Source organism: Myxococcales bacterium, assembly GCA_016712525.1.
GTDB lineage: Bacteria > Myxococcota_A > Polyangia > Polyangiales > Polyangiaceae > JAAFHV01.
The window spans coordinates 201,625-223,518 of the sequence record JADJQX010000001.1 but is presented as its reverse complement, the minus strand read 5'-3'; the positions used below and the strand labels follow the sequence as shown (position 1 = coordinate 223,518).

17 protein-coding genes are annotated in these 21,894 nt (G+C 70.2%); 10 read left to right on the top strand and 7 right to left on the bottom strand.

Annotated elements, in window-relative coordinates:
- Positions 1-101: 101 nt before the first annotated feature.
- From IPK71_00930 to IPK71_00915, 4 genes are all read right to left on the bottom strand, one after another.
- Complete coding sequence (locus tag IPK71_00930) at positions 102-866, bottom strand: TSUP family transporter (GenBank protein MBK8212285.1); 765 nt, start codon at positions 864-866, stop codon at positions 102-104.
- Complete coding sequence (locus IPK71_00925) at positions 863-3,730, bottom strand: TIGR03960 family B12-binding radical SAM protein (GenBank protein MBK8212284.1); 2,868 nt, start codon at positions 3,728-3,730, stop codon at positions 863-865. Before IPK71_00925 ends, IPK71_00930 begins: the two co-directional genes overlap by 4 nt.
- A 119-nt stretch (positions 3,731-3,849) precedes the next feature.
- Positions 3,850-4,248, bottom strand: coding sequence for a hypothetical protein (locus IPK71_00920; protein MBK8212283.1), 399 nt, complete (start codon positions 4,246-4,248; stop codon positions 3,850-3,852).
- Between the two features lie 248 nt (positions 4,249-4,496).
- Entirely contained in the window at positions 4,497-6,764 is a 2,268-nt protein-coding gene (locus IPK71_00915; GenBank protein ID MBK8212282.1) for a DUF3160 domain-containing protein, read from the bottom strand.
- Between the two features lie 265 nt (positions 6,765-7,029).
- Between IPK71_00915 and IPK71_00910 the strand changes: the two genes are divergently transcribed.
- From IPK71_00910 to IPK71_00885, 6 genes are all read left to right on the top strand, one after another.
- Positions 7,030-8,853 (top strand): sel1 repeat family protein, encoded by a 1,824-nt coding sequence (locus tag IPK71_00910; GenBank protein ID MBK8212281.1) that lies wholly within the window; start codon positions 7,030-7,032, stop codon positions 8,851-8,853.
- A gap of 91 nt (positions 8,854-8,944) precedes the next feature.
- A complete protein-coding gene (locus IPK71_00905; protein ID MBK8212280.1) occupies positions 8,945-9,895 on the top strand; it encodes a sigma-70 family RNA polymerase sigma factor in 951 nt (316 codons plus the stop codon).
- A gap of 11 nt (positions 9,896-9,906) precedes the next feature.
- Complete coding sequence (locus IPK71_00900) at positions 9,907-10,134, top strand: hypothetical protein (GenBank protein MBK8212279.1); 228 nt, start codon at positions 9,907-9,909, stop codon at positions 10,132-10,134.
- A gap of 60 nt (positions 10,135-10,194) precedes the next feature.
- Complete coding sequence (locus IPK71_00895; protein ID MBK8212278.1) at positions 10,195-10,851, top strand: radical SAM protein; 657 nt, start codon at positions 10,195-10,197, stop codon at positions 10,849-10,851.
- Between the two features lie 96 nt (positions 10,852-10,947).
- Entirely contained in the window at positions 10,948-11,379 is a 432-nt protein-coding gene (locus IPK71_00890; GenBank protein MBK8212277.1) for a hypothetical protein, read from the top strand.
- Positions 11,380-11,419: 40 nt separating this feature from the next.
- Positions 11,420-12,283, top strand: a complete 864-nt coding sequence (locus IPK71_00885; GenBank protein ID MBK8212276.1) for a methyltransferase domain-containing protein — start codon at positions 11,420-11,422, stop codon at positions 12,281-12,283.
- Between the two features lie 57 nt (positions 12,284-12,340).
- Here the strand turns inward: IPK71_00885 and IPK71_00880 are convergent, their stop codons facing one another.
- Positions 12,341-13,336, bottom strand: coding sequence for a hypothetical protein (locus tag IPK71_00880; protein MBK8212275.1), 996 nt, complete (start codon positions 13,334-13,336; stop codon positions 12,341-12,343).
- Between the two features lie 129 nt (positions 13,337-13,465).
- Between IPK71_00880 and IPK71_00875 the strand changes: the two genes are divergently transcribed.
- Complete coding sequence (locus tag IPK71_00875; protein ID MBK8212274.1) at positions 13,466-14,176, top strand: TetR/AcrR family transcriptional regulator; 711 nt, start codon at positions 13,466-13,468, stop codon at positions 14,174-14,176.
- A gap of 124 nt (positions 14,177-14,300) precedes the next feature.
- Positions 14,301-14,699, top strand: coding sequence for a hypothetical protein (locus tag IPK71_00870; protein ID MBK8212273.1), 399 nt, complete (start codon positions 14,301-14,303; stop codon positions 14,697-14,699).
- A gap of 146 nt (positions 14,700-14,845) precedes the next feature.
- Here IPK71_00870 and IPK71_00865 read toward each other — a convergent pair whose 3' ends face one another.
- On the bottom strand, positions 14,846-15,832 hold the full coding sequence (locus IPK71_00865) for a Spy/CpxP family protein refolding chaperone (GenBank protein MBK8212272.1): 987 nt from the start codon (positions 15,830-15,832) through the stop codon (positions 14,846-14,848).
- Between the two features lie 294 nt (positions 15,833-16,126).
- Here IPK71_00865 and IPK71_00860 point away from each other — a divergent pair, with 294 nt between their 5' ends.
- Both IPK71_00860 and IPK71_00855 read left to right on the top strand, forming a co-directional pair.
- Positions 16,127-17,539 carry a HAMP domain-containing histidine kinase gene (locus IPK71_00860; GenBank protein MBK8212271.1) on the top strand — a complete coding sequence of 471 codons (1,413 nt, stop codon included), beginning with the start codon at positions 16,127-16,129 and terminating at the stop codon, positions 17,537-17,539.
- On the top strand, positions 17,536-18,882 hold the full coding sequence (locus tag IPK71_00855) for a sigma-54-dependent Fis family transcriptional regulator (GenBank protein ID MBK8212270.1): 1,347 nt from the start codon (positions 17,536-17,538) through the stop codon (positions 18,880-18,882). The genes IPK71_00860 and IPK71_00855 overlap by 4 nt, the downstream gene beginning before the upstream one ends.
- Before the next feature lie 60 nt (positions 18,883-18,942).
- Here the strand turns inward: IPK71_00855 and IPK71_00850 are convergent, their stop codons facing one another.
- On the bottom strand, positions 18,943-20,481 hold the full coding sequence (locus IPK71_00850) for a hypothetical protein (protein ID MBK8212269.1): 1,539 nt from the start codon (positions 20,479-20,481) through the stop codon (positions 18,943-18,945).
- Positions 20,482-21,894 lie beyond the last annotated feature (1,413 nt).

Below are 21,894 nucleotides of genomic sequence, written 5' to 3'. Positions count from 1 at the left end.
CGCGACGGACGAGCTGCACGCGACATTCACCATGACGCGGTGCTCTTCCCGGTTTCTCAGGCGACGTTTTCGTAAGACGCAGGTTCTGCGCGTGCTCCTGCTCACCGGTGCAGCAGATCGCGCAGGAGCTTCGCCACCACGGCGAGCACCACGAGCACCACGACCGGGCGCACCACGCGGTCGCCGCCCTTGATCGCGAGCTTCGCGCCCACGTAGGCGCCGGTGGCGTTCGCGGCCGCCATGGGGAGCGCGATCGCGAACACGATGGTGCCCTTGGCGGCGAAGAGGCCGAACGCCGCGAGGTTCGAGGCGAGGTTCACGACCTTGGCGTTCCCCGAGGCCCGCACGAGCGAGTCCCCGAAGAGCATCACGTTCGTGAGCAGCAGCATGCTCCCGACGCCTGGCCCGAAGAACCCGTCGTACGCCCCGAGCCCGAAGGCCACGGCGAAGAGCGCGAGCTTCGGCCGCGAGGGTGACAGCTTCGGGAGCTTGTCTCTCGGCACGAGCGCCACGCCGAGGGCCGCGAGCAGCAGCACCACGATGACGGGCCGGAGCGGCTCGGGGCGCAGCGCCGTGAGCAAGAGCGCGCCGCACAGAGAGCCCAGAAGTCCGGCGAAAAACGCAACAGGTACGCGGTCTTGCGTGATCTCTCCGCGCCGCTTGTACGACGCGGCCGACGCGACCGCGCCGAACACGGCCTGGCCTTTGTTCGTCGCGAGCGCGATGCGCGGATCGAGCCCGAGCGCGAGCAGCGCGGGCACCGTGACGAGGCCACCGCCACCCCCGATGGCGTCGACGAGCCCGGCCGAGAACGCCGCCGCGACGAGCGTCGCGAGCAGGCTCGGCGTGAGCGTGGGCGACGTCACGGGGCGAGGGTGATCTCGGGCTCGGCGCGCTCCTCGGCGATCGGGGCGAGGTCGTGCTCCGGCTCGACGAGGCGCTCGGTCTTCACCTTGCGGAACCTCGGCGTGTCGAGCGGGGTGTGGATCTCGCCGGCCTCGTAGGCGCCCATGCGCGCGCGCACCACCACGTAGGGCACGTGCGCGTGGGCCTCTCCCAGCAGCACGGCGCCGACCTCGTGGGCCTTCACCGCGCCGTTCGGCGTGATGGCCACGTCGACCAGGACGTGCACCATGTCGCCGTCGATGCCGGCCCTCGCGACGATGGGCTCGCAGCGCGCGTCGCCCACCGTGAGCGTGCGCACGAACGCCTTCACGTCGACCCACTTGCCGATGCCCTCGATCTTGCGGAGCGTCTTGAGCTCGGTCTGGGCCTCGAAGAACGCCGCGCGCTCGTCGAGGAAGGCGCGGCCGCCGGGGAGCGCGCTCTTCGGGAAGGAGAGCACGTAGCGGGCCGAGTCGATGATTTTGTTCACGCCCGGATCGTTCGCCCCGAGCGCGACGCCGGCGGTGAAGACGAGCCCCTCGGCCGAGTGCGCCGTGAGGCTCTTCGCGAGCTCGTTCGGATCGTCGACGTCGCAGGTGAGCTTGAGGTCGATGTACTCGTCGAGGCTGTAGATGCCGAGCGAGAGGGCCGGTCCGAACACCATGTCGGGCTTCGGGTGAAAGCCCGACGAGTGGAACATGGGCACGTCGATGCGGCGGAAGGCGCGCGGGATGGCGCGGATCAAATCGAGGTGCGAGAGGAACGCGCTCGGCCCGAGCTTCTCGTACGCGAAGCGGAACCTGCGCGGCTCGCCCTGCACCACGCGCGGCGGGGCGGCGCGGCCCTTCGGCACCTTGGCGCGCACGAGGGCGATCTCTTCTTCGGTGCGCACGCGCTTCTTCTCGGCGCCGAGGCGCGAGAGGAACACGAGGCGCTCCTTGCGCATGGCCGACAGATCGCAGCCGACGCCGCAGTCGTAGCAGACGAGCTTGCGGGGGTCGTTGCGTGCATCTTCCAGGTTCGTGTGGTGGATGAAGGCGCCCGCGGCCTTGCCACACGGCGGCGAGAGGCGGCTCTTCACGGCCTTTCGGTACTCGCTGGCGAGGAAGCCCTCTTCGAGGCCCACGTCGATGTGATCCCACGGGAGCTTGGCCGAGATGGGGATCGTGCCGAGGAACATGCCCGGTTCGACGCCCTCTTCGCGGAACGCCTCTTCCCAGAGGTCGAGGCGCATGTGCTCCTCCCACGAGTCGAACCGCGCGCCCTTCTTGTACGCGCGCTCGAGCACCGCGCCGAGCCTGCGATCGCCGCGCGCGAACACGCCCTCGAGCCACGAGGTCTCGCTGTCGTGCATGCGGAGGTCGACGTTCGTCGTGCGGACCTCGTCCTTCAGCCAGGCTTGTTTCTCGCGCACGCTGGTGGGGGCGTCCATGGCGCACCACTGGAAGGGCGTGTGCGGCTTCGGCACGTGCGTCGACACGCTCACGGTCACCTTGGGCGCGCCGGGCTTGCCGCGCTCGCGCCAGATGCGCTTGCCGGCCTGGAGCGCGCGCACGCCGACACGCACGATCTCGCGGACGTCGCTCTCTTCTTCGGTCGGGAGGCCGATCATGAAGTAGAGCTTCATGCTCGCGTAGTTCCTCGCGAAGATGCGCTCGGCCGTGGTCATGAGCTGCTCTTCGGTGACGTTCTTGTTCACCACGTCGCGCATGCGCTGGCTGCCCGCCTCGGGCGCGAAGGTGACGCCCTGGGCGCGCACGCGGGTGATGTCGTCGAGCACGTCTTCTTCGAGGCCGTACGCGCGCAGCGACGACACCCCGAGGCTCACCTTCTCGGGCGCGAGCCGGTCGGCCACCTTCTTGATGAGGGGCGCGATGCAGGAGTAGTCGGCCGTGGAGAGCGAGGTGAGGCTCGCCTCGTCGTAGCCCGACTTTTTCACCGCCGACACGATCGTCTCGACGATTTGCTCGGGATCACGCTCGCGCACGGGCCGGTAAATCATGCCCGCCTGGCAGAAGCGGCACCCCTCGGTGCAGCCGCGCGCGATCTCGATCGACATGCGATCGAAGATGGCCTCGGGGCCGCCGACCGGGCCGTCGTCCGGGAAGGGGAAGCGGTTGAGATCGTCGACGAGCGAGCGCACGACGGGGAAGGGGAGGTCGCCTTCGGCGGGCTTTTTCACGTAGAAATGCCCCGTGTCGGGGCACGCGGCCGTCTCGTAGAGGGAGGGCACGTACACGCCGCGGAGCTTCGCGAGGGCGCGGAGGCGCTCGGCACGCGGCACCCCCTCGCGCTTCAGGCGCGCCCACGTGAGGGCGAGCTCGGTCGTGCGCTCTTCGCCGTCGCCGATGACGATCGCGTCGACGAAGGGCGCGATGGGCTCGGGGTGCGTGGCCGAGGGGCCGCCCGCGATCACGAGGGGGCAGCCCTCCGTACGATCGGCCGATTTGAGGGGAATTTTGCCCAAATCGAGCATCGTGAGGATGTTCGTGTAGGTGAGCTCGAACTGGAGGGAGAAGCCGACCACGTCGAACGCGCGGAGCTCGCGGGCCGACTCGAGCGACACGAGCGGCAGGCCCTCGGCGCGCAAGAGATCCTGCATGTCGACCCACGGCGTGAAGCAGCGCTCGGCCAGGGTGCGCGGGTCGTCGTTCAGGATTTTGTAGAGGATCTTGAAGCCGAGGTGGCTCATCCCGATGTCGTAGATGTCGGGGAAGGCGAGGCACACGCGGGCCTCGAGGCCTTCGGCGTCCCACGCTTTCTTCTTCGCGCCGTACTCGCCGCCGAGGTAGCGCGCCGGCTTCTGCACGCGGTGGACGATGTGGGCGTAGGGATGGAGCGACATGGTGGCCGCGTTCTAGCCCGGAAACGGCAGAAATCACGCGAAGTCGGCGCGTTTTTCGACGTGGGAACCCTACGGCTGGGCTCGGGGGCGCCGGGCGCCCGGCGTGGGCGACACCCGTGTCAGAAGAGCACGGACGCCCTTTGACACCCGTTCGCGTCGGGGTCGACATCGTCGAAATCGACGTCGAAGGTGCGACTGGGTCCGGGCGTCTCGTCGTAGTTCAGGCGCACCGTGACGGTCACGGGTCCTTCGACGGGGATCGGGATGACCAGCTCTCCCGTGCCAAGGAGTCGGCACGGGCTGCCGCGCGGGTCTCGCGCATACTCGGCGTTGTCGAGGGGGACAGCCTCTTTGCAGTGACGCGACTCGTTGAGCCACACGCTGGCGCTCGGGGACCTGCTCAGGTCGAGCCCTCGAAAGGACACGACGACGGCCTGCTCACAGGTGGGCAGGAGCTCGGTGATGGTGCACCCCACGAGCGCCACTCCACAGAGCGCGACGGCCACGAAGGAGGCCAAGACCCTTCGCCACGCGACACGACGTTGTCCGTTCGGGTTCACGGTATCCGCCGAACAGCGCGCGATCGTCTCGGCGGGAGAAAACGCTCGTGGGGCCTCGCTGGGACCGTTGCCGACGTCATCGATGTCGTGAAAATTTACGCCATGTCGAAAGACGCGGCAAGCGTTGGGGCTGCGGCCATCTCTTGGCGCGAGAAGCTCGCCCACGCGTCCGGCGCGCCCTGTACGACGCGACCTCGCCGAGAGGCTCACCGCACGGTGTAGCTGCGCGTCCAGGTGGGGGGGGGCTGGGGGCTCTTGCCGAAGTCTTCTTTGAGCGCGCCGTCGTGCGTGGGGCGGCTCCTTGGCCACACGCCGTCGAGGCCGACGAGGCGCGCGCCGACCGCGTGCACGAGATCGCCCGTGCGCGGATCGCGGACGGCCATGTGGATCTCGGTGAGGCCGCTCACGCCGGCGACGGACACGCGGCCCGACACGGCGTCCTGGTGGACGTGCGCGGCCATGACGCCGCCGATGCGCATGCCGGTCTCGTGGTCGAGCCACTCGAGCGTGTCGGCGAGGGTCGAGAGGCGCGCGGCGTCGTCGGTGCGGGCAGGCTCGCCGTTCGTCGCGCGGGTGGCGGTGTCGTACGCGGCCGTGACGAGCGCGGTCACCTCGACGAGCGCGAGCTCGCCACGCGACCCCTTGGGCAATCCGAGCGCCGTGAGGCCATTTTTAGCCTGCTTCATGTACGAGAGCAGGCGCCCGAGGGCCTCGGGGTGGGGCTCGACGAACACCGGCGCCTCGTGCACCTCGAGCTTCGGGCGCGGCTTCGGTTGGAGCGGCGCGTACGGCGGAGGGCCCCCGAAGGTGCGCGCGTCGTGGCGCTCGTGCGCCCACGCGACCGTGGCCACCTCGACCTTGCGGCGCGCATACGACGCCGAGAAGCTCGCGGGCACCGCCACCTCCCCACGTGAAGGCGCGAGGTAGGTGACGAGCACGTCGAGCGAGCTCATATGAAGCGACGCATGACGCTCCGGCGCGAGCTCCGCGGGGCGGTTCTTCTGCGCGCGCTCCTTGGCCTCGCGGAAGCCCTCGTAGGCGTCGTCACCGCTCTCGTGCCTGATTTTGTCGGCCTCGGCCGAGCCGAGCCACGCGGCCACGTCGATGGCCGTCGCGAACGCGCGGTGCCCCGCTTGGGCCGTGAGGCCGTGGGCCTCGCCGGTGGCGCGCCCCACGTACGGAAAGGTGAGGCTCTGGAGCGCGAGGGCGTCGGCGGGCGCGGCGGGCCCGAGGAACCTCACCCCGTGCGCGGCGCGCCCTACGCCGCCGGCCTGTGGTCCGCTCGAGGCCTCGGGGATCTTCACCTCGGCCACGCCGTCGTACGTGCCCGGTTGAAAACGCTGGAGCATCGCGCGGCGCACGTGATCGAGCTTCGCCACGTTCGCGATCGCTTGCGGTGTGTCGAGGGCGACCCCCACGCTCGCGGCGGTCTGCGCGGCGTCGACGGGAGAGGGATCGTCGGCCGCGCCCGAGAGGAACGTGAGCCCACGCCGGAGCGTCGTGTAGTCGGCCGCGCGCTCGGCGGAGGACGCCGGCGTGAGGAGCCTGCCGAGCAAGAGCGCGGCGCGCGCGTGAACACGTGCAGTTTGCACGGAGAGCGTCGCGCCCGCCGTGTCTCCTCTGGAGGCGAGCATGAAGGGGGCCTGCGCGAGCCACGTCATGGCCTGGGCCAAGCGGAGGCGAGGCTTCGCGGCGTCGTCGTTCGGGCGGAGGGCGAACGTCGGCGCGAAGGCCCCGTAGTCGACCATGACGCCGAAGAGGGGGCTCCGCTCGATGCCCGTGTGGGCCTCGATGCGGCGGAGCTCTTCGCCGACACCCGGGGAAATATCGGGCGCGATGGCCGCGTCGGGCGAGACGAGCCGCTGCGCCACGGCGACGAACCCACGCGCGAGGCGGAGGCCGTCGGCGAGGTCGAGGGGCACGCTGCGTTCTTCGACGGTGAGCGCCGACGAGAGGCTCGCGAGGAGGCGGAGGAGCGCCGGACGGAACGCCGCGACCTCGAGGTCGGCGACCGCGCGATCGACCGCGGCTTGCGCGACGAAGAGCAGCGTATCGACCGTGACGACCGCCGGCATCTTGTCGCGTTCGGCTTGTTCGTAGGCCTCGGCGAGCGATGGGGAGTCGCCCTCGTCGTCGACCACGGACTTGCTCTCGAGCGCCACGAAGCCGTCCTTCAAGAAGGCCTCGCGCTGCGCGGCCGAGAGCTTCGCCCAGCGTTTTTCGGCGCCGAGAGGGTGAGTCACCTGCGGCCCCAGCAGCGGGAGCGCGGTCACTTTTTGGGTGTCGTCGCGGAGCGCGGGCTCGATGCGCTCCCAGTACGACCACTCGGCCGGCGCAGGCCCGGGCGCCGGTTTTTGCCGCACCACGAGCGGCGGGCGAGGTGTCTGCGGCGCGATCGGATCCTCGGCGCAGCCCACGGAGAGGGCCGTGCAGAGCGGCACGAGCGCGAAGGTGAAGGGGTTCGGGCGTCGCATGGCCTACTCGGGCCCCTCCAGGGTAGCTGCCCCCGTTCGGGTGGCCGAGTTTTCGCCGTCGTTCTGCCCGCGGAGGGCGAAATCCCCGCGCTCGGCGCGAAGGGCGGCGCAAGGCCCGCGTGCCTCCGGCATGCTTGCCCACACTATCGCACCGGAGTTGCGGAATCGTCACCTCGGGCCGTGCGTACGGTCGGGCTCTTTCGATTACCCTCGGGCCGCCGGCCGAGGGGGTCGGCGAGACCTTACGAACGGGGATCCCATCGCTATGAAGTCGCTCTCGAAGATCGTGCTCGCGCGTGCGCTCGTCACCTCACTCGTCGCCTCGGCCCTCGTGGGGTGTGGCACCGGCGCGGCCGGCAACGCCGTTCGCCCGAAAGAGACCACGGCGGCCGAGGGCTTGGGCGAGGGCGCGTGCCGCGAGGCCGACAGCTCCGGCGAGCCGCTCGTCGTCGACTGGAAGCCCGAGCAGCGCGGCGATCTCGAGCTCGTGATGAAAGAGAACGTGGCCGTCGTCGCGTATAGCTGCAAGGGCATCAAGCTCCTCAAAGAGTGCAAGGTCGACGGCAAATACGGCTTCCTCGGCATGAGCAAGAAGGAGCAGGTCGTGCGCCTCACGAGCGCCGACGAGGTGAAGGCGAACCTCCCGCTCGGTGGGGCCAGCATCGCCGGGAGCCTCGCGGGCGGCTCCACGCTCGACGTCGCCATGGTGATGGTCGGCAAGGTGAAGACCACGTGGGCCAAGATCTCGGCCGACGAGCTCCAGGGCGATTGCGCCGGCGCGACGCACTTCGTGAAGGGCGCCATGGTGGGCGCGTTCGTGATGGAGACGGGCACCAAGGGCGAGGTGAAGACCGCCGCGCAGATGTTCGGCGCCGGCGCGAGCGGCCAGTCGTCGAGCGAGAAGAACGTCAAAAACAAGGACGGCGACGTCGCCGATTGCTCCAAGGCCTCCCCCGACGACAAGAAGGCCCCCGGGCAGTGCCAGGCGTTCATTCGCCTCGAGCTCAAGGCCATCGCGCCCAAGGCGACCGAGGCCAAGCCCACCGAGGCCAAGCCCGAGGCGCCCAAGGCCCCCGAGGTCGCCGCGGTCGAGACCGGGTGCCCGAAGGGCCTCGTGATGACCGAGGGCAAGTGCGCCGATCCGAAGAGCGCCGCGGCCTACACGTGCAGCGGCAAGGACGTGGCCGAGTGCCAAGAGCAGTGCAAAAAAGGCAGCACGGCGAGCTGCGGCGCGGCGGGCGCGCTCGTCGCTTCGGGCACCGGCGGCGCCACGAGGGACGACGCGAAGGCCCGCGAGCTGCTCGGCAAAGGGTGCGACGGCGGCGACACGAAGAGCTGCTCGAACCTCGGCGTGATGCTCGCGCAAGGCCGCGGCGGCGCGAAGGACGCGGCGGGCGCGGCGAAGAAGCTCGAGAAGGGCTGCGCCGACGCCGACGCGCTCGCGTGCGGCACGCTCGGCATGCTCACGAAGACGGGCGAGGGCGTCTCGAAGGACGAAGCGAAGGCCGCGCAGCTCCTCTCGAAGGCTTGCGAAGGTGGGCACGACCTCGCCTGCGCGACGGCCGGAAAAATGCTGGTCGACGGCGCGGGCGCGGCCAAGGACGTGACGAAGGGCGCCGACTTCTTGAAGCGCGCGTGCGACGGCAGCCAAGGACAGGCCTGCGTCGATCTCGGCCTCCTCATCGAGACCGGCAAAGACGTGCCGAAGAACCCGATCCTCGCCAAGCTGCTCTTCCAGCGCGGCTGCTTCCGCGGGAACGAGAAGGCGTGTTTCGCGCAGGGGCGCGCCGAGCTCGGCCAAGGTGGCAACGCCGACATGGCGAAGCGCGCGTTCGACATGGGCTGCATGCGGAACGACACGCTCTCGTGCTCGGCCATGAAGGTGCTCTACGGCGGCACGCGCCCCGTGTTCCCCACGCCCGACACGATGGACCTCACGACCAAGTGCAACTCGGGCTCGGCGCGCGACTGCGGGCTCGCGGGCCTCGTCGGCACGGCCACGAACAACCCCATGGCCAAGAGCCAGATCGAGCGCGCGTGCATGCAACAAGACCCGCTCGCCTGCGCCATCAAGAACAAAAAGCCGTAAAGATACGGGTGTTTCCGGGTGAGGTGGGCGGAGGTCCTTCCGCCTGCCCGCCCGCGTGGGCGTCGCGCGTGTGGCGTTGTAGAGTGCGCGCATGGCGCCCCGCCTCGAAGAGCTCGAGACCCACCGCAAGGCGATCTACGGCCACTGCTACCGCATGCTCGGCTCCGTGGTCGACGCCGACGACGCCGTGCAAGAGACCATGGTGCGCGCGTGGAAGGGGCTCGAGGGCTTCGACGGGCGCTCGTCTCCGAAGACGTGGCTCCACCGCATCGCCACGAACGTGTGCATCGACGCGCTCGGCGCGAAGAAGCGGCGCTTTCGCCCGATGGACGAGGCCTCGCCCGGCACCCCCGAGGACGCCATCGAAGACCGCCCACGGGAGCACTGGCTCGAGCCGGTCCCCACCTCGGCCATCCTCGTCGACGGCGCGACGCCCGCCGAAGCCCTCGTTCAGCGCGAGAGCGTGCGGCTCGCGTTCGTGTCGGCGCTTCAAAGCCTCCCGCCGAAGCCGCGGGCCGCGCTCCTCTTGACCGACGTGGTCGGGCTCTCGGCCGACGAGGCCGCGTCGTGCCTCGAGACGAGCGTCGCGTCGGTCACGAGCGCCCTCCAGCGCGCGCGCGCCACGCTCTCCACGCCGCCCGTGCCCGAGCCCGAGCGCCTCGACGCGGGAAAAACCGCGCTGCTCGAGCGGTATGTCACGGCCTTTCACGCGTACGACGTCGAGGCGCTCGTGTCGCTCGTGCGGGAGGACGTGACCTTCAACATGCCGCCGATCGCGCTCTGGCTCTCGTCGCGTGAGCACGTGCGCGCGTGGCTGCTCGGGCGCGGCGCGGGCTGCCGTGGCTCGCGGCTCCTCCCGATCGACGTGGCGGGCGCGCCGGGGTTCGCGCAGTACCGGGCCAAACCCGAAGGGGGACACGTCGCGTGGGGAGCGATCGTGCTCGACGTCCGCGAGGGCGCCATCGCCTCGTGGACCACCTTCCTCGACGTCGAGACCTTGTTCCCGCGCTTCGGCTTGCCCCTCGAGCTCCCCGTCGAATGACCGAGTGAGCCGTGAAGAAGAAGAAGCCCAGCGTCACGACCCCGAGGGAGAAGAAGCGCGCCTCGACGGTGCCGAGCAGCTTCTCGTTCCCGCTCGTGCGGACCTACCTGCTCGCGGCGATCGGCGTGCTCGCGTCGGCCTACGGGGTGTGGCGCTACTACACCGTGCCGCGGCCCTCGATGCTCGCCCCGAGGGCTCCCGCGCCCGCGCCGAGCGAGATCCCGATCGAGGTCGAGTAGGGCGAGCTCTGCGCGGCGTGTGTGGGCTTTCGGCGCAGAAGTGCTAAACGCCCAAGCGCCGTGGCCAAAGAAGACACCCTCGTCATCCACGAGATTTACGCGAGCATCCAGGGCGAATCGACGTTCGCCGGCCTTCCGTGCACCTTCGTGCGCACGACGGGCTGCAACCTGCGCTGCACCTGGTGCGACACGCCTCACGCGTTCTACGGCGGCACACGCATGCCTCGCGCCGAGGTACTCGCGAAGGCCCTCGCCACGGGCACGAAGCTCGTCGAGCTCACGGGCGGTGAGCCGCTGCTGCAGCCCGGGGTGCGTCTGCTCCTCCGCGAGCTCTGCGACGCCGATCGCACGGTGCTCATCGAGACGAGCGGCGAGGCCGACATCTCCGGGCTCGACCCGCGGGTGCACAAAATCATGGACATCAAGGCCCCGGGCTCGGGCGAGTCGCACCGGAACCGCTGGTCGAACCTCGAGCACCTCGGCCCGGGCGACGAGGTGAAGTTCGTGCTCGCGAGCCGCGAGGACTACGAGTTCATGCGCGTGGTGCTGCGCGATCGGGGCGTCCTCTCGCGGACGAAGAACGTGCTCGCGAGCACCGTGTTCGGCAAGCTCGCCGCGCGCGCGCTCGTCGCGTGGGTCATGGAAGACGCGCTCCCCGTGCGGGTGCAGCTCCAGATGCACAAGTACATCTGGAGCCCCGAGACCCAAGGCGTCTGAGCCTCGCGTCGCGCGTTAGAGTTTTTTTTTCGACGTCGACTGCGCAGAGCTCGGTGGTATCTGTAAGTCATGAGACTATCCTTTTCTTCTTGGCTGGTGATGCTCGCGGTTCCTCTCTCCTCCGTGGTGGGCGCGGCCGCGCTCGATGGCTGCACCACGGCGAACGACGCCGCTGATGGGGGCGATGACGCGGGTGGTGATCCGCCGGGGACGCCTCGCCGGCCGAGGCCGACGGGCTCGTGCTGGGGCGATCGCTGCATGTGCGCGATGGCGTCTCCGTCGTTGAACCACGAGTGCAGCCCGAAGGCCCCGTGCCCCGCCGAGCTCGACTGCATCTACGCGGCCGGCTGCGCCGATCCGAAGGGAAAATGCCTCCCGTGGGCCCGCTGCCCCGACTCCGGGCTCGCGTTCCCGCCCATCTGCGGCTGCGACGGCGTCGAACGCCAGACGCGCACCGAGCCCTTCCCGGTCGACCCCGGCAACGACACCGGCGGCGCCCCCTGCCCGAAAGACGCCGGCCGCGACTGAGCCTTCGCCTGGAGGCAGCGCCAAGGTAGGCTCGCCGACCATGGATGACGCCGCCGCGCGCTGGGATCACCACGTCGACACGTACTCGCGCCTCTTCGCGCCGCTCACCGGGTTCCTCGGCGAGGCGATGGTTCGGATCGCCGAGCCTCGGATCCGCCCGTTTTCCCACGTGCTCGACGTCGCGTGTGGCCCGGGCGCCGTAGCCGTCCACGCGCTCCGTCGTGCGCGCGCAGAGGCTCTCGCTGCGGGAGCCGAAGGCAGGCGAGGTCGTGTCGTCGCGACCGACTTCTCTCAAGGCATGGTCGAGGCTGCGCGCCGGGCGGCGGCCGCATCGGGGGATACCGCGCTCTTCCACGCGGAGGTGCACGACGGCCAAGCGCTCGGGTTCCCCGATGGCTCGTTCGACGCGGTGTTCTCGTCGTTCGGCATCTTCCTCTTCGCCGACCGGGTGGCCGGCTGGCGTGAGGCGGCTCGTGTGCTTCGGAAGGGGGGCGTGCTCGGCACCACCGTGTGGCGTGGGCCTGTCGAAAACCCCATGCTTTCCGCGCAGATGGCCCCGGTCATGGCCGCGCTCCCGGAGCGCCTCCGCGCTCAGCCCGCGCGGAGCTGGATCGACATCGCCGAGCCCGAGGCGCTCGTTCGCGAGGTGTCGGCGTCGGGAGATTTCGTCGACGTCGAGGTGCACGTGCTCCGCGCGAGCATCGTGCTCCCGAGCCCCGTCGCGACGTGGGAGGCCATGCTCGACAACCCGGTGATGGGCGCGCTCCTCGCGGCGTGCACGCCGAGCGAGCTCTCCTCCGTGCGCGACTCGGTCGTCGCGAGCTTCGAGACACGAGCGGGTGGCCTGGGTCGCCCGTTCGTCCTCGACGCCTCGTGCCACGCCCTCGTCGCCACGAAGGCGTAAACGCGCCCCTCGCTCGCCATCGGAGCAGCGGCGTGGCTCGTCGCTCCGGGGCTCCTCTTACTGCGCGTGGCAACCGGTGCAGGCGAAGTCGGACCGCCAGAACGGGGCCTTTTCGCCGGGTTTTCCCTCGGCCCTGCGGAAGGGCTCGACGTACTCGGCCGCGTGCGCGATGCGGTCGTCGAGCACGTCTTTGTACTTCCACGCGTCGTAGCTCTTCGGGAGCTTCGCGTTCGCGTAGACGATCTTGGCTTTGGCTACGTCGCCCTTTTTGACGAGCATGTCGCCCATGTGGAGGAAGAAGCCCGACAGGTTGTGCGGGGCGGCCCACGAGTCCCAGCAGGCGCGGTTTTTCCCCTCGCGGGTCTCGAGCGGCATGAACTTCGCGAACGAGCCCCCGCGGTCCATGGAGCCGTCGACGCACACGTCGAGGTTCTTCCACTGGCGCTCGAGGCCCTCGTCGAAGAGCGGGTCGCTCGCCGGGAGGTTCGCCACGCTGATGCCCGCGGTGAAGTAGTTGAACTCGGGCCACGCGTCGACCGCGTCGTTCATCATGAAATACCCGCGCCGAATGGTGGCCTCGTCCTTGTGAATGGCTCCCTCGGCCATGGTGACGCTCGCGAAGAAGCCCTTGAACCGCGACTCGTTCGGCGCGAGGTGGGAGGCCTCGCCGAAGTACTTTCGCGCGAGCACGATGTCGTCGGTGATGGTCGCGGGGGCCGCGGGGTTGCGGCTGCGCTCGGCGATGCGCCAGGTGTGGAGCCAGCCGATGCGCGCGGCCGTCATGGGCGCGTTCGGGTTCTTCAGGTAGGCCCGTTGGTAGAGCTCGAGGGTGTCTCCGATTCGGGAGTAGTCGCCTCCGTGGAGCGCGCCCCAGAACGCCGACTCGGCGGCGTGAAACTCGGGGGTATCGTCGACCTCGGCCTTCTTCTCAGGGGCTACGGCCACGGCGATGCTCGCGCACCCTCCCTGAGTGAAGGCCGCGGCGGCGGCGGCGAGGACGGCGAGGACGGGTGCGAGGCGAACCTGCGCGATGCGGAGCGACTTGGGGGGCATGGAACCTCTCGTTGGTCAGTGTCTAGATGGACGTGTAGCTCCATATTGGTCAGTGTCTAGATCAATTTTGTCATTGTCTAGATGGGCACGTCGTTGCCGCAGGAATCGGGGCGCGATAAGCATGAGGTCGTGGCATCGACCAAAGGCGCGCGCCCCACGAGCTCGACGAAGAGGGTCTCCTCGAGGCCTCCCCGTACGGCCTCGCGCGGGGCGCCGCGCGCCAAGAAGCGGGACGAGTACCATCACGGCGATCTCCGCCGTGCGCTGCTCGATCAGGCCGTCGCGATGCTCACGGTCGACGGCCGCGCCGACTTCTCGCTCCGAGACCTTGCGCGTCGGCTCGGGGTCTCGCACGGGGCTCCCTCGCATCACTTCGCCGATAAGGGAGCGCTCCTCGACGCCATCGCGGCCGAGGGGTTCCGTGGCCTCGCGGACGCGATGCTCGCGGCGAAGGCGCTCGACGCGAGCCCCACCGAGCGGCTCGCCGCCTCCGGCATGGCGTACGTGCGGTTCGCCGTGACCCACCCCGCGCACGTGCGGGTCATGTTCGGAAAGGCGCCCTCCGAGACACCGAGCGACGAGTGCCTCGCCGAGTCCCTGCGGGCGTACACGACCCTCGTCGACTTGGCGACGGCCGCCGTCGGGCCCGGCGCGACCGAGGACGAGGTGCGCCGCGCGGTCCTCGTCGCGTGGACGTCCGTGCACGGGCTCGCGCTCCTGTGGCTCGAGGGCGAGGGGCCCGTGCGCTCGATGGCAGGAGGCACGGAAGAGGGGCTCGTCGCCATGGCGCGCGAGGTCACCGACATGCTTTCGAAGGCGATAAGTCGCCAGAGGCGCTGACGCCGCTCACCGGCCACACGCGCAGACCCCGAAGAACCTCGAGGAATAGGGGCCCTTCGGGACAATCGGCGGCTCGGGGTGAAGTGTGACGGGGCGATGGCTCGGCAAGGGCTAGGCTCCGACGATGAACGACTCCGACCCGCGCGCCATCGTCGACGCGATTTTGCAGCGTGTGCTCTCGCGGTTCGCCTACCGGCAAATGTTTCTCTTCGGGCCCACGGGGGACCCTTTCTGGGCCGCGCGGCTCCCTATCACCGAGAAAGAGCTCGCGCTCCTCGACGCGGGCACGAAGCTCTTGGCCTCGGCCGAGCCCGAGCGAGCTCGCCCCTTCGTGGCGCACGACATGCGACGCGCGCTCCTCGTCGCCGCCCTCGACGCCGACGAGGACCTCTACGCGGTGGTCCTCCAAGATCTGTCCCGAGGGTCTCCCGTCGAGACACGGGTCGCGAACCTCCGCTCCGAGATGCAGGGCGATCTGCCGGCCCTCCGCGCGGCGATCGGCCGAATGACCGCCGTCGCGTGAGGCTCGCCACGCCGGATTGACCGACAAAAGAAGACGAGGCAGGAGCCCGAGCTTCTGCCTCGTCGTGTGTGTCTCGGCCCCTTCGGAGGCCGACGACGGTCGTCGACCTCTTTCCTACCCAAGGCGCTCGCGGCAGCCGCTCGCGCTCAGCGCGCGCCGGGGGGCGGACCTTTGTGCTCGGGCCCCTTCTCGATCCTCGCGGCGAGCTTCTCGCGCTGCGCGGGGGTGAGCACCTCGGTGATGGCCGCGAGCTCGTTCAGCATGTGCTCGTGCATGCCCTTCATGCCCTTGCCGGGCTCGGGCGCGTTCGCGGGCTTCGCGAGGAAGGCGTTGGCGTCGAAGGTGTCCTTGGTGAACGACTCGAGGCGGGCCTTGTGCTCGGCGCGCATCGCCTCGAACTTGGTCTTCATCGCCTCACGGTCGGTCTCGGAGGGCGGCGCGGGCCGGTTCGCCTGGAGCTTCGTGCGGATCTGCTCCTTCTGAGCGTCCGTCAGATCGAGATCTTGGAGCAGGCCGAAGGCGCCGTGCATGCCCTCGGGGCGAGGTCCGTGGCCTTCGCCGTCGCGGCCCTCGGGGGGCGGGCCGCCGTGGTGACCGCCGTGATGGCCGAACGGTCCGCCGTGCCCGCCGGGGCCCTTGTGGCTCTCGACCGCGGCGACGAGCTTCTGACGCTGCTCGGGGGTGAGCGTGGCGTGGAGCGTGGTGAGGGCCTTCTTGGCGGCCTCGAGGTGCGCGGTCATGGCCGCTTGATCGGGCTGCCCGGGGCCGTCGGCCGCGAGCGTGGCGACGTCGATCTTGCCCGCGCGGACCGCGGCGGCGAGCTTGGCCGAGTGGGCCTTCATCTTCTCTTCCATGCCCGAAGGAGGCGCGGGGCGAGCGCCGTCGAGCGCGGTGCGGATGGTGGTCTTCTGCGCGTCGGAGAGGCCGATGTCCTCGTGGAGCGCGACGACGAGCAGGTGCTCGGGGCCGAAGAACCCGTGGTGCATCGGTCGCGCCTTGTCGGCGTTCGCGGCCTGCGCCTGGCTCGCCGTGGCGGGCTCACCCGAGGCGGGGGCCGTGTTGGCGCTGCAACCCGCCATGGTCACGAGGAGGCCGAAGATCGAGAGGGAGGTCGAGATACGGAACGATTTCATTTCGAGGGGCTCCTTGGGATTCGCGACGCATTCGAAGCGGAGGAAGTGGGCCCGGTGTGTCGGGGCCAAGGGCTCGCCGGTGTACCGCGCCGAGCCGAATGAGCTTTATGCAGCGGCCGTGCCACGCGGATCTCCCGGGAATTTCGGCCCGCTGTGCGGCGTGGGGTGCGAGGTCCGCACCGCACGAGTGCGGATTCTGCAGTCGTCGTGCGGGCCGAGGGGGTCGGCCCTTCGATGTTGCGCGGGCTCCGTAGGCCAAAGGCGTGGTACGCGTCTTGCGATGCGAGGCGCCGCATGAGCCCGTCGAAACCGGTCGCCAAGATGCGTGGAGCTTCGCAGCCGGCCTCGTGGACGGCGCGCGGCAGCTTGCCGATGGCGCTCCTCGCGGCGCTCGCGCTCGTGGCGACGGTGTTCGTCGCGCACCGCACCCTCACCGAGGCCTCGGACGTGGTCGTGCGCGGCGAGGCCGACTCGCTCGTGGGCCTCGTCTTGGCCGATCTCGCCGAATCGCAGGCTCCACCCACGGCGAACGAGCTCGGGCACGAGCTGTCCGAGCACGCCGCGAAGGGGCTCCGCTACGTGGCGATCCTCGAGCGGGACGGAAAGCCCCTCGTCGAGGTCGGAGAGGCTCGGCTCGCGGGGAGGCCGAGCACCCCGGGCGCCCCCATTCTGTCGGACGAGCGCGCGCGCGTCGTCGTGCCCATGATGCCGCGCCATAGGCCCCGCGGCGTGCGCCACCTGCCCGACGGGTCCCGTCAATTTCCCGATGGATCTCGCATGCTTCCAGACGGTACACGCGTCCTTCCGGACGGCACGCGGGTGCCCTTCGATCCGGCTCACCCCGAGGGCGCGAGGCCGCCCGGGCTCGAGCGGCCGCCGTTCTTCCCCACGCTGCTCGCGATCGAGATCGAGCCGCCGGTGCTCGCGCGTCTCCGGAGCGGGCTCACGCGCATCGCCGTGACGGCCAGCGTCGCCGGGGCCGTGCTCGTCGCGTTTGCGCTCGCGTTCTCGAGGAGCGCGCGTCGGCTCGCCGAGGTCGAGGCGCAGGCGTCGCGTGAGCAGCGCCTCGTCGCGCTCGGCACGATGTCGTCGGTCATGGCGCACGAGCTCCGCAACCCGCTCGCGTCGCTCAAGGGCCATGCGCAGCTCCTGGCGGAGGACCTCGACGACACGAAGCAGCGGGCCAAGGCCGAGCGCGTGGTGTCGGAGGCCGAGCGAATCGAAGAGCTTACGACGAGCCTGCTCGACTTCGTCCGCGACGGGCCCGTCGACGTGGAGGCGATCGCGCCGACCGAGCTCGTCGAGCGAGCCCTCCGGGATTTGCCCCGTGAGCGGCTCGAGGTCGACCTCGCGCGCGCGCCCGAGACCGTTCGGCTCGACGCGACACGCGTGGCCCGCGCGCTGCACAACCTGGTGCAAAACGCCCTACAAGCGAGCGAAGCGCCGGCCCGCGTCGAGCTCACGCTCGCGGCCGAGGCGGGCGATCTCGTCGTGCGCGTGCGTGACCGTGGCGAGGGGCTCGCGCCGGGCTCGGAGGCGCAAATCTTCGAGCCGTTCATCACCACGCGGGTGCGGGGGGTGGGGCTCGGGCTGCCCGTCGCGCGCCGCATCGCCGAGCAACACGGCGGCTCGCTCACGGGGCACAATCACCCCGACGGTGGAGCCGAGTTCGTGATGCGGCTCGCAGGCACCATGGAGACGGCATGAGCGCAAAACGTACCGGGCGGGTGCTCGTGGTGGACGACGAAGAGGGCATTCGCTCGTTCGTGGCCGAGTCGCTCGAGCGCGACGGGCACGACGTGGTCACCGCGGCCGACGGGAAGGCCGCGCTCGCCGCCGCACGCGAAGAGCCGTTCGACGTGGTCATCACGGATCTGCGTATGCCCGAGGTCGACGGCATGACGGTCGTGCGCACGCTGCGCACCGAGCAACCCGACGTCGAGCTCGTGGTGCTGACGGCGTTCGGCGAGGTGGCCACGGCCGTCGAGGCGATGAAGCTCGGCGTGCTCGACTACCTGCAAAAACCCCTGCAGAGCCCGCGCGCCGTGCGCGACCTCGTGATGCGCGCCCTCGACCGCCGCGAGGGCCTCGCCGTGCCCTCGACGCGTGACACGAAGCGCTCCGTGCTCACCTTCGGCGCGCCCGCCATGGTGCAGGTCACCGCGGCGCTCGAGCGCGTCGCCAAGAGCAACGCCACGGTGCTCCTCCAGGGCGAGAGCGGCACCGGCAAAGAGGTGGCGGCGCGGCTCGTGCACGAGTGGAGCCCGCGCAAGGGAAAGCCGTTCATGGCGATCAACTGCGCCGTGCTCACCGAGCACCTCTTGGAGAGCGAGCTCTTCGGCCACGAGAAGGGCTCGTTCACGGGCGCCCACGCGCAGCGCCGTGGCCGCATCGAGCTCGCCGACGGGGGCACCTTCTTCCTCGACGAGGTCGGGGAGCTCCACCCCTCCCTCCAGGCGAAGCTCTTGCGGGTGCTCGAGGAGCGCAAGTTCGAGCGCCTCGGCGGCTCGCAGGTCATCGAGGTCGACGTGCGCTGGATCGCGGCGACGCACCGCGATTTGCGGGCGATGGTGCGCGACGGAGGGTTCCGCGAGGACCTCTACCATAGGCTCGCCGTGTTCCCCGTTCGCCTCCCTCCGCTCCGCGAGCGCCGCGAGGACATCGTGCCGCTCGCCGAGTCGTTGGTGGCCGACCTCGCGCGTGCGGCGGGCCGGCCGACGCCGAAGCTCGACGCCGACCTCCGCGCGAGGCTCGTGGCCTTGCCTTGGCCCGGCAACGTGCGCGAGCTCCGAAATGCCCTCGAGCGCGCGATGATCCTCTCCGACGGTGACGTGCTCCGCGAGGCGCACCTCTACGTGGAGCCGAGCGCCACCTCTCCCGAGGCGAAGAGGCCAGACGTGGGTGCGGGCGAGTCTCTCGCGGACGTCGAGCGGCGCACGATCGAGGCGACGCTCGCCGAGGTGGGAGGGAATCGCCGCGCGGCTGCCGCCAAGCTGGGGATAGGCCTTCGTACCTTGTACGACAAGCTCAAGAAGTACGGCGTGACGTGACGGCGGGCGCGGGGCCCTATCGGCCGAGTGGACCGAGCGCGTAGCGGAGGGCACGGGCGTTCATCGCAGTTCCCCTTTGGAGTGCCTGCGCCGGGCGGCCCCTATCAAAGCGAACGCGATACCTACGAGCGCGGTCGCGGCGTCGGTCGTAGGCAGAGCCGCGGTGTCGCACGCGCAGCCGCGTGGGCCGGGCTGCATCGGGCCGGGGGCGGGTGCTTTGTTCGGCGCGGCGGGACCGGGCGCCGGAGAGGCGGACGCGGAAGGCGCGGACGAGACGGGGGCCGGTGTGGGGAGCGGGGGGAACGGCGAGGGATCGCGCATCACCGGGGTGGCGAGGCTATAGGGCGCCTCGACGATGCGTGGCGGAGGCTTCGTGGGGTCAGGATTCGGGAAGGTGACGGTGCCGCCGTACTTGACGCGCCAGCCTGTGGCCTGGCGAAGTGGCCTGTAACAGGCGCCGAACTTGCGCGGGCAACGTGGGTCGCCAGGCTCGGCGAGGTGAGCGTCGACGGAGACGAAGGCCGACGCGATCTCACGAGGATGAGGGAGGTCGGCCTCCGCGGTAGACGAAAATCCGATGTCGGATATGCCACGGAAACGATAGCGAAAGAGCTTGAAGTGACGCGGGTTTCCTCGGAGTGGGAGCTCGCGGAGGCCGAAGTCGGTGACCAAGGTAGCGTTCGGGTCCTCCCGCTCGTCCGCGTCGATGGGCATGGCGCGCTCGAGGTGAACGGGCTTCCCTTCGGCCGCGAGCTGGTCTGCGAGCACCTCCGCGAGGTCGGTTGCGCTGAGGTAGCGACTACCCTCCCTTGCGGCAGGCTCGAGATAGAGCCTCGGCGGTTCCGCCCGAAGAAGCGCCCGCGGAAAGAGAGTGGTGCCACGAGAAGGCGTGAGTAGCGTCACGACAACCTCCTTCGGGCCACCTTGGGCGTGTGTCGTGATGGGCCAGACGAACGGCCCACGTATGCGGAAGGCTACCGTGTCGCTGCCGAGCACGACCGCGAAGCGCGAGACGCTTGGTGCGCGGGCGGCGATGTCCGCGCCTCCGTCAGGGCCACGGTAGTAGTGGGAATCGATGCGTGCGGTGAGCTCCTTCACCGTCGACTCGATGGCGCTCCGCTCGACCACACGAAGGACGTTCGGCGGTCGGGGCGGAAGCGGCACGCTGGGGATACCGTCCCAGAGACCGGGGGGCGACGCCGGTGGAGCGGTCGTCGAGGGGCTGGGGGCTGGGCGCACCTTCGCCGGGGAACGGTCCGGCGGCTCCACGGGTGGGCGCGAGACTTCGCACGACCATTGAGGGTCACACAGCGGGGGCTGCTCGACTTGAAAGAGCTTCGGCCCGAGCTCCGGGAAACGCGTGGGCACCAGGTGAACGTCCTCCGCGCCCTCGGGAAGCGGCACGACACGGACGGTGTCAGCGGCCCGGTAGGCTGAGGTTCCGGCGACGATCCATGTTTGATCGCCTGCAGTCACCGCGATCACTTCCGCGACCTCCGGCTGGACGACCGAGAGAATGGCCGCGTGCGCTGGCCGGGCGAGGGTGAGCGCGCCCCACGCGGTGAGGAGGAGCGCGAGGAGCGCATGGCGGAACCTCATCGCAGTCGCCCTTTGGAGTGCCTGCGTCGGGCGCCCCCCATCACGGCGAACGCGATACCTACGAGCGCGGTCGCCGCGTCGGTCGTTGGTGGGGCCGCAGTGTCGCATGCGCAGCCGCGTGGGCCGGGTTGCATCGGGCTGGGGACGGGGGCTTTGTTCGGCGCGGGGGGACCGGGCGCCGGAGAGGCGGACGCCGAGGACGCGGGGGCCGGTGTGTCAGGAGAAGGATCGCGGGGGTGACCCGTTGCCGTCGAGAAGGGAGCCTCGGAGAGCGGTGGCCCCGCGAGCGCCGGGAGGGTGGGCCAGAGCGTCGCCGTCCACGGGCCTTCAGGTGCTCGGTAGCACGCACCCCACTCGCCGGAACACTCCGCGGACGCAGCGCCGTTCGTCTCCCGAACGAACGCGGTCGCGGTCTCCCTCGAGCGAGGAAGCCCCGACAGTGGCGCGGCGTCGAGGCCGATGTCGGTCAGCCGCGACGCCCGAAATCGGAGGAGGGCGAGCCCGCGTGGACGTTTCGCTATGGGGAGCTCGAGGACGCCCGTCGCGGCGGCGCGGGGGTCCGTGGTCTCGTGTCCCACGGAGAGAGCCGTGTTGCGTTCGAGGTGTACCCTCAGGCCTCGCGCCGCGAGCGCGTGCGCGAGGTGCGCAGGGCTACGCTCCGGGTGTTCGACGCCACGCGGAACCTCGTACAGGCGCGGCGGCTCGGCTCGTTCGATCCATTTCGGGAGGAAAGTGCCTCCGGTGTCCATCGTGGCAGCGAGCACGATGACGAGCTCTCGTGGCCCTCCCGAATCCGAGGGCACGATAGGCCACGAGAAGGTACTGTCGACCTCGAAACGCAGAGTCACATCTGTCGGATAGTACCCGACGATCACGGACTCGCCTCTGTTTGGGAGCCCTTCGAAACGGCCGGGAGCGAGCTTCACGCCTCGTGCGACGAGCGACGCGACGACCTGCGCGTTCGGAACGGTCATCAAGATGGCCGGGGGAAGCGCTGGCACCGGGAAATCGTGTTGCAGGTGGGCTTGTGTGCGCTCGGACTCGCCCGGTACGGCGCCGTTTGGAGAGGGCGCGATCGGTACCCAGAGCGGATGTGGCGCTGGCGTCCTAGAGAAAGCAGGTAGCGCGGCCACCTGGGGCGCTCGAGGCTCCTCGGGCTCGGCGGGCTCGATGGGAGAGCGCGGAGTGGCGCAGGAGAACGAGCGGTCGCACGCGGGCGGCCTCGTCAGGTGAAAGTACCGAGGCGCCGTGCGTGCCTCGAGGGCGGTGAGCTGGGCGGCGTCGACGATCCGCACGTTCCGGGCATGCGCAGGGAGCGGCACGACCCATACGGCGTCGCGAGGGATGCGGACGCTGACGACAGTCGAGCCGCCTGCGGCAAGGAGGCCGACGGTCACGAGCCCGCTGTCCGAG

What these genes read in the sequence shown, in the direction of transcription:
- IPK71_00870 (MBK8212273.1), top strand. Translation starts at nt 14,301, where the DNA reads ATGAACGACTCCGACCCGCGCGCCATCGTCGACGCGATTTTGCAGCGT.
- IPK71_00910 (MBK8212281.1), top strand. Translation starts at nt 7,030, where the DNA reads ATGAAGTCGCTCTCGAAGATCGTGCTCGCGCGTGCGCTCGTCACCTCA.
- IPK71_00880 (MBK8212275.1), bottom strand. Translation starts at nt 13,336, where the DNA reads ATGCCCCCCAAGTCGCTCCGCATCGCGCAGGTTCGCCTCGCACCCGTC.
- IPK71_00860 (MBK8212271.1), top strand. Translation starts at nt 16,127, where the DNA reads ATGAGCCCGTCGAAACCGGTCGCCAAGATGCGTGGAGCTTCGCAGCCG.
- IPK71_00885 (MBK8212276.1), top strand. Translation starts at nt 11,420, where the DNA reads ATGGATGACGCCGCCGCGCGCTGGGATCACCACGTCGACACGTACTCG.
- IPK71_00865 (MBK8212272.1), bottom strand. Translation starts at nt 15,832, where the DNA reads ATGAAATCGTTCCGTATCTCGACCTCCCTCTCGATCTTCGGCCTCCTC.
- IPK71_00855 (MBK8212270.1), top strand. Translation starts at nt 17,536, where the DNA reads ATGAGCGCAAAACGTACCGGGCGGGTGCTCGTGGTGGACGACGAAGAG.
- IPK71_00915 (MBK8212282.1), bottom strand. Translation starts at nt 6,764, where the DNA reads ATGCGACGCCCGAACCCCTTCACCTTCGCGCTCGTGCCGCTCTGCACG.
- IPK71_00850 (MBK8212269.1), bottom strand. Translation starts at nt 20,481, where the DNA reads ATGAGGTTCCGCCATGCGCTCCTCGCGCTCCTCCTCACCGCGTGGGGC.
- IPK71_00905 (MBK8212280.1), top strand. Translation starts at nt 8,945, where the DNA reads ATGGCGCCCCGCCTCGAAGAGCTCGAGACCCACCGCAAGGCGATCTAC.
- IPK71_00925 (MBK8212284.1), bottom strand. Translation starts at nt 3,730, where the DNA reads ATGTCGCTCCATCCCTACGCCCACATCGTCCACCGCGTGCAGAAGCCG.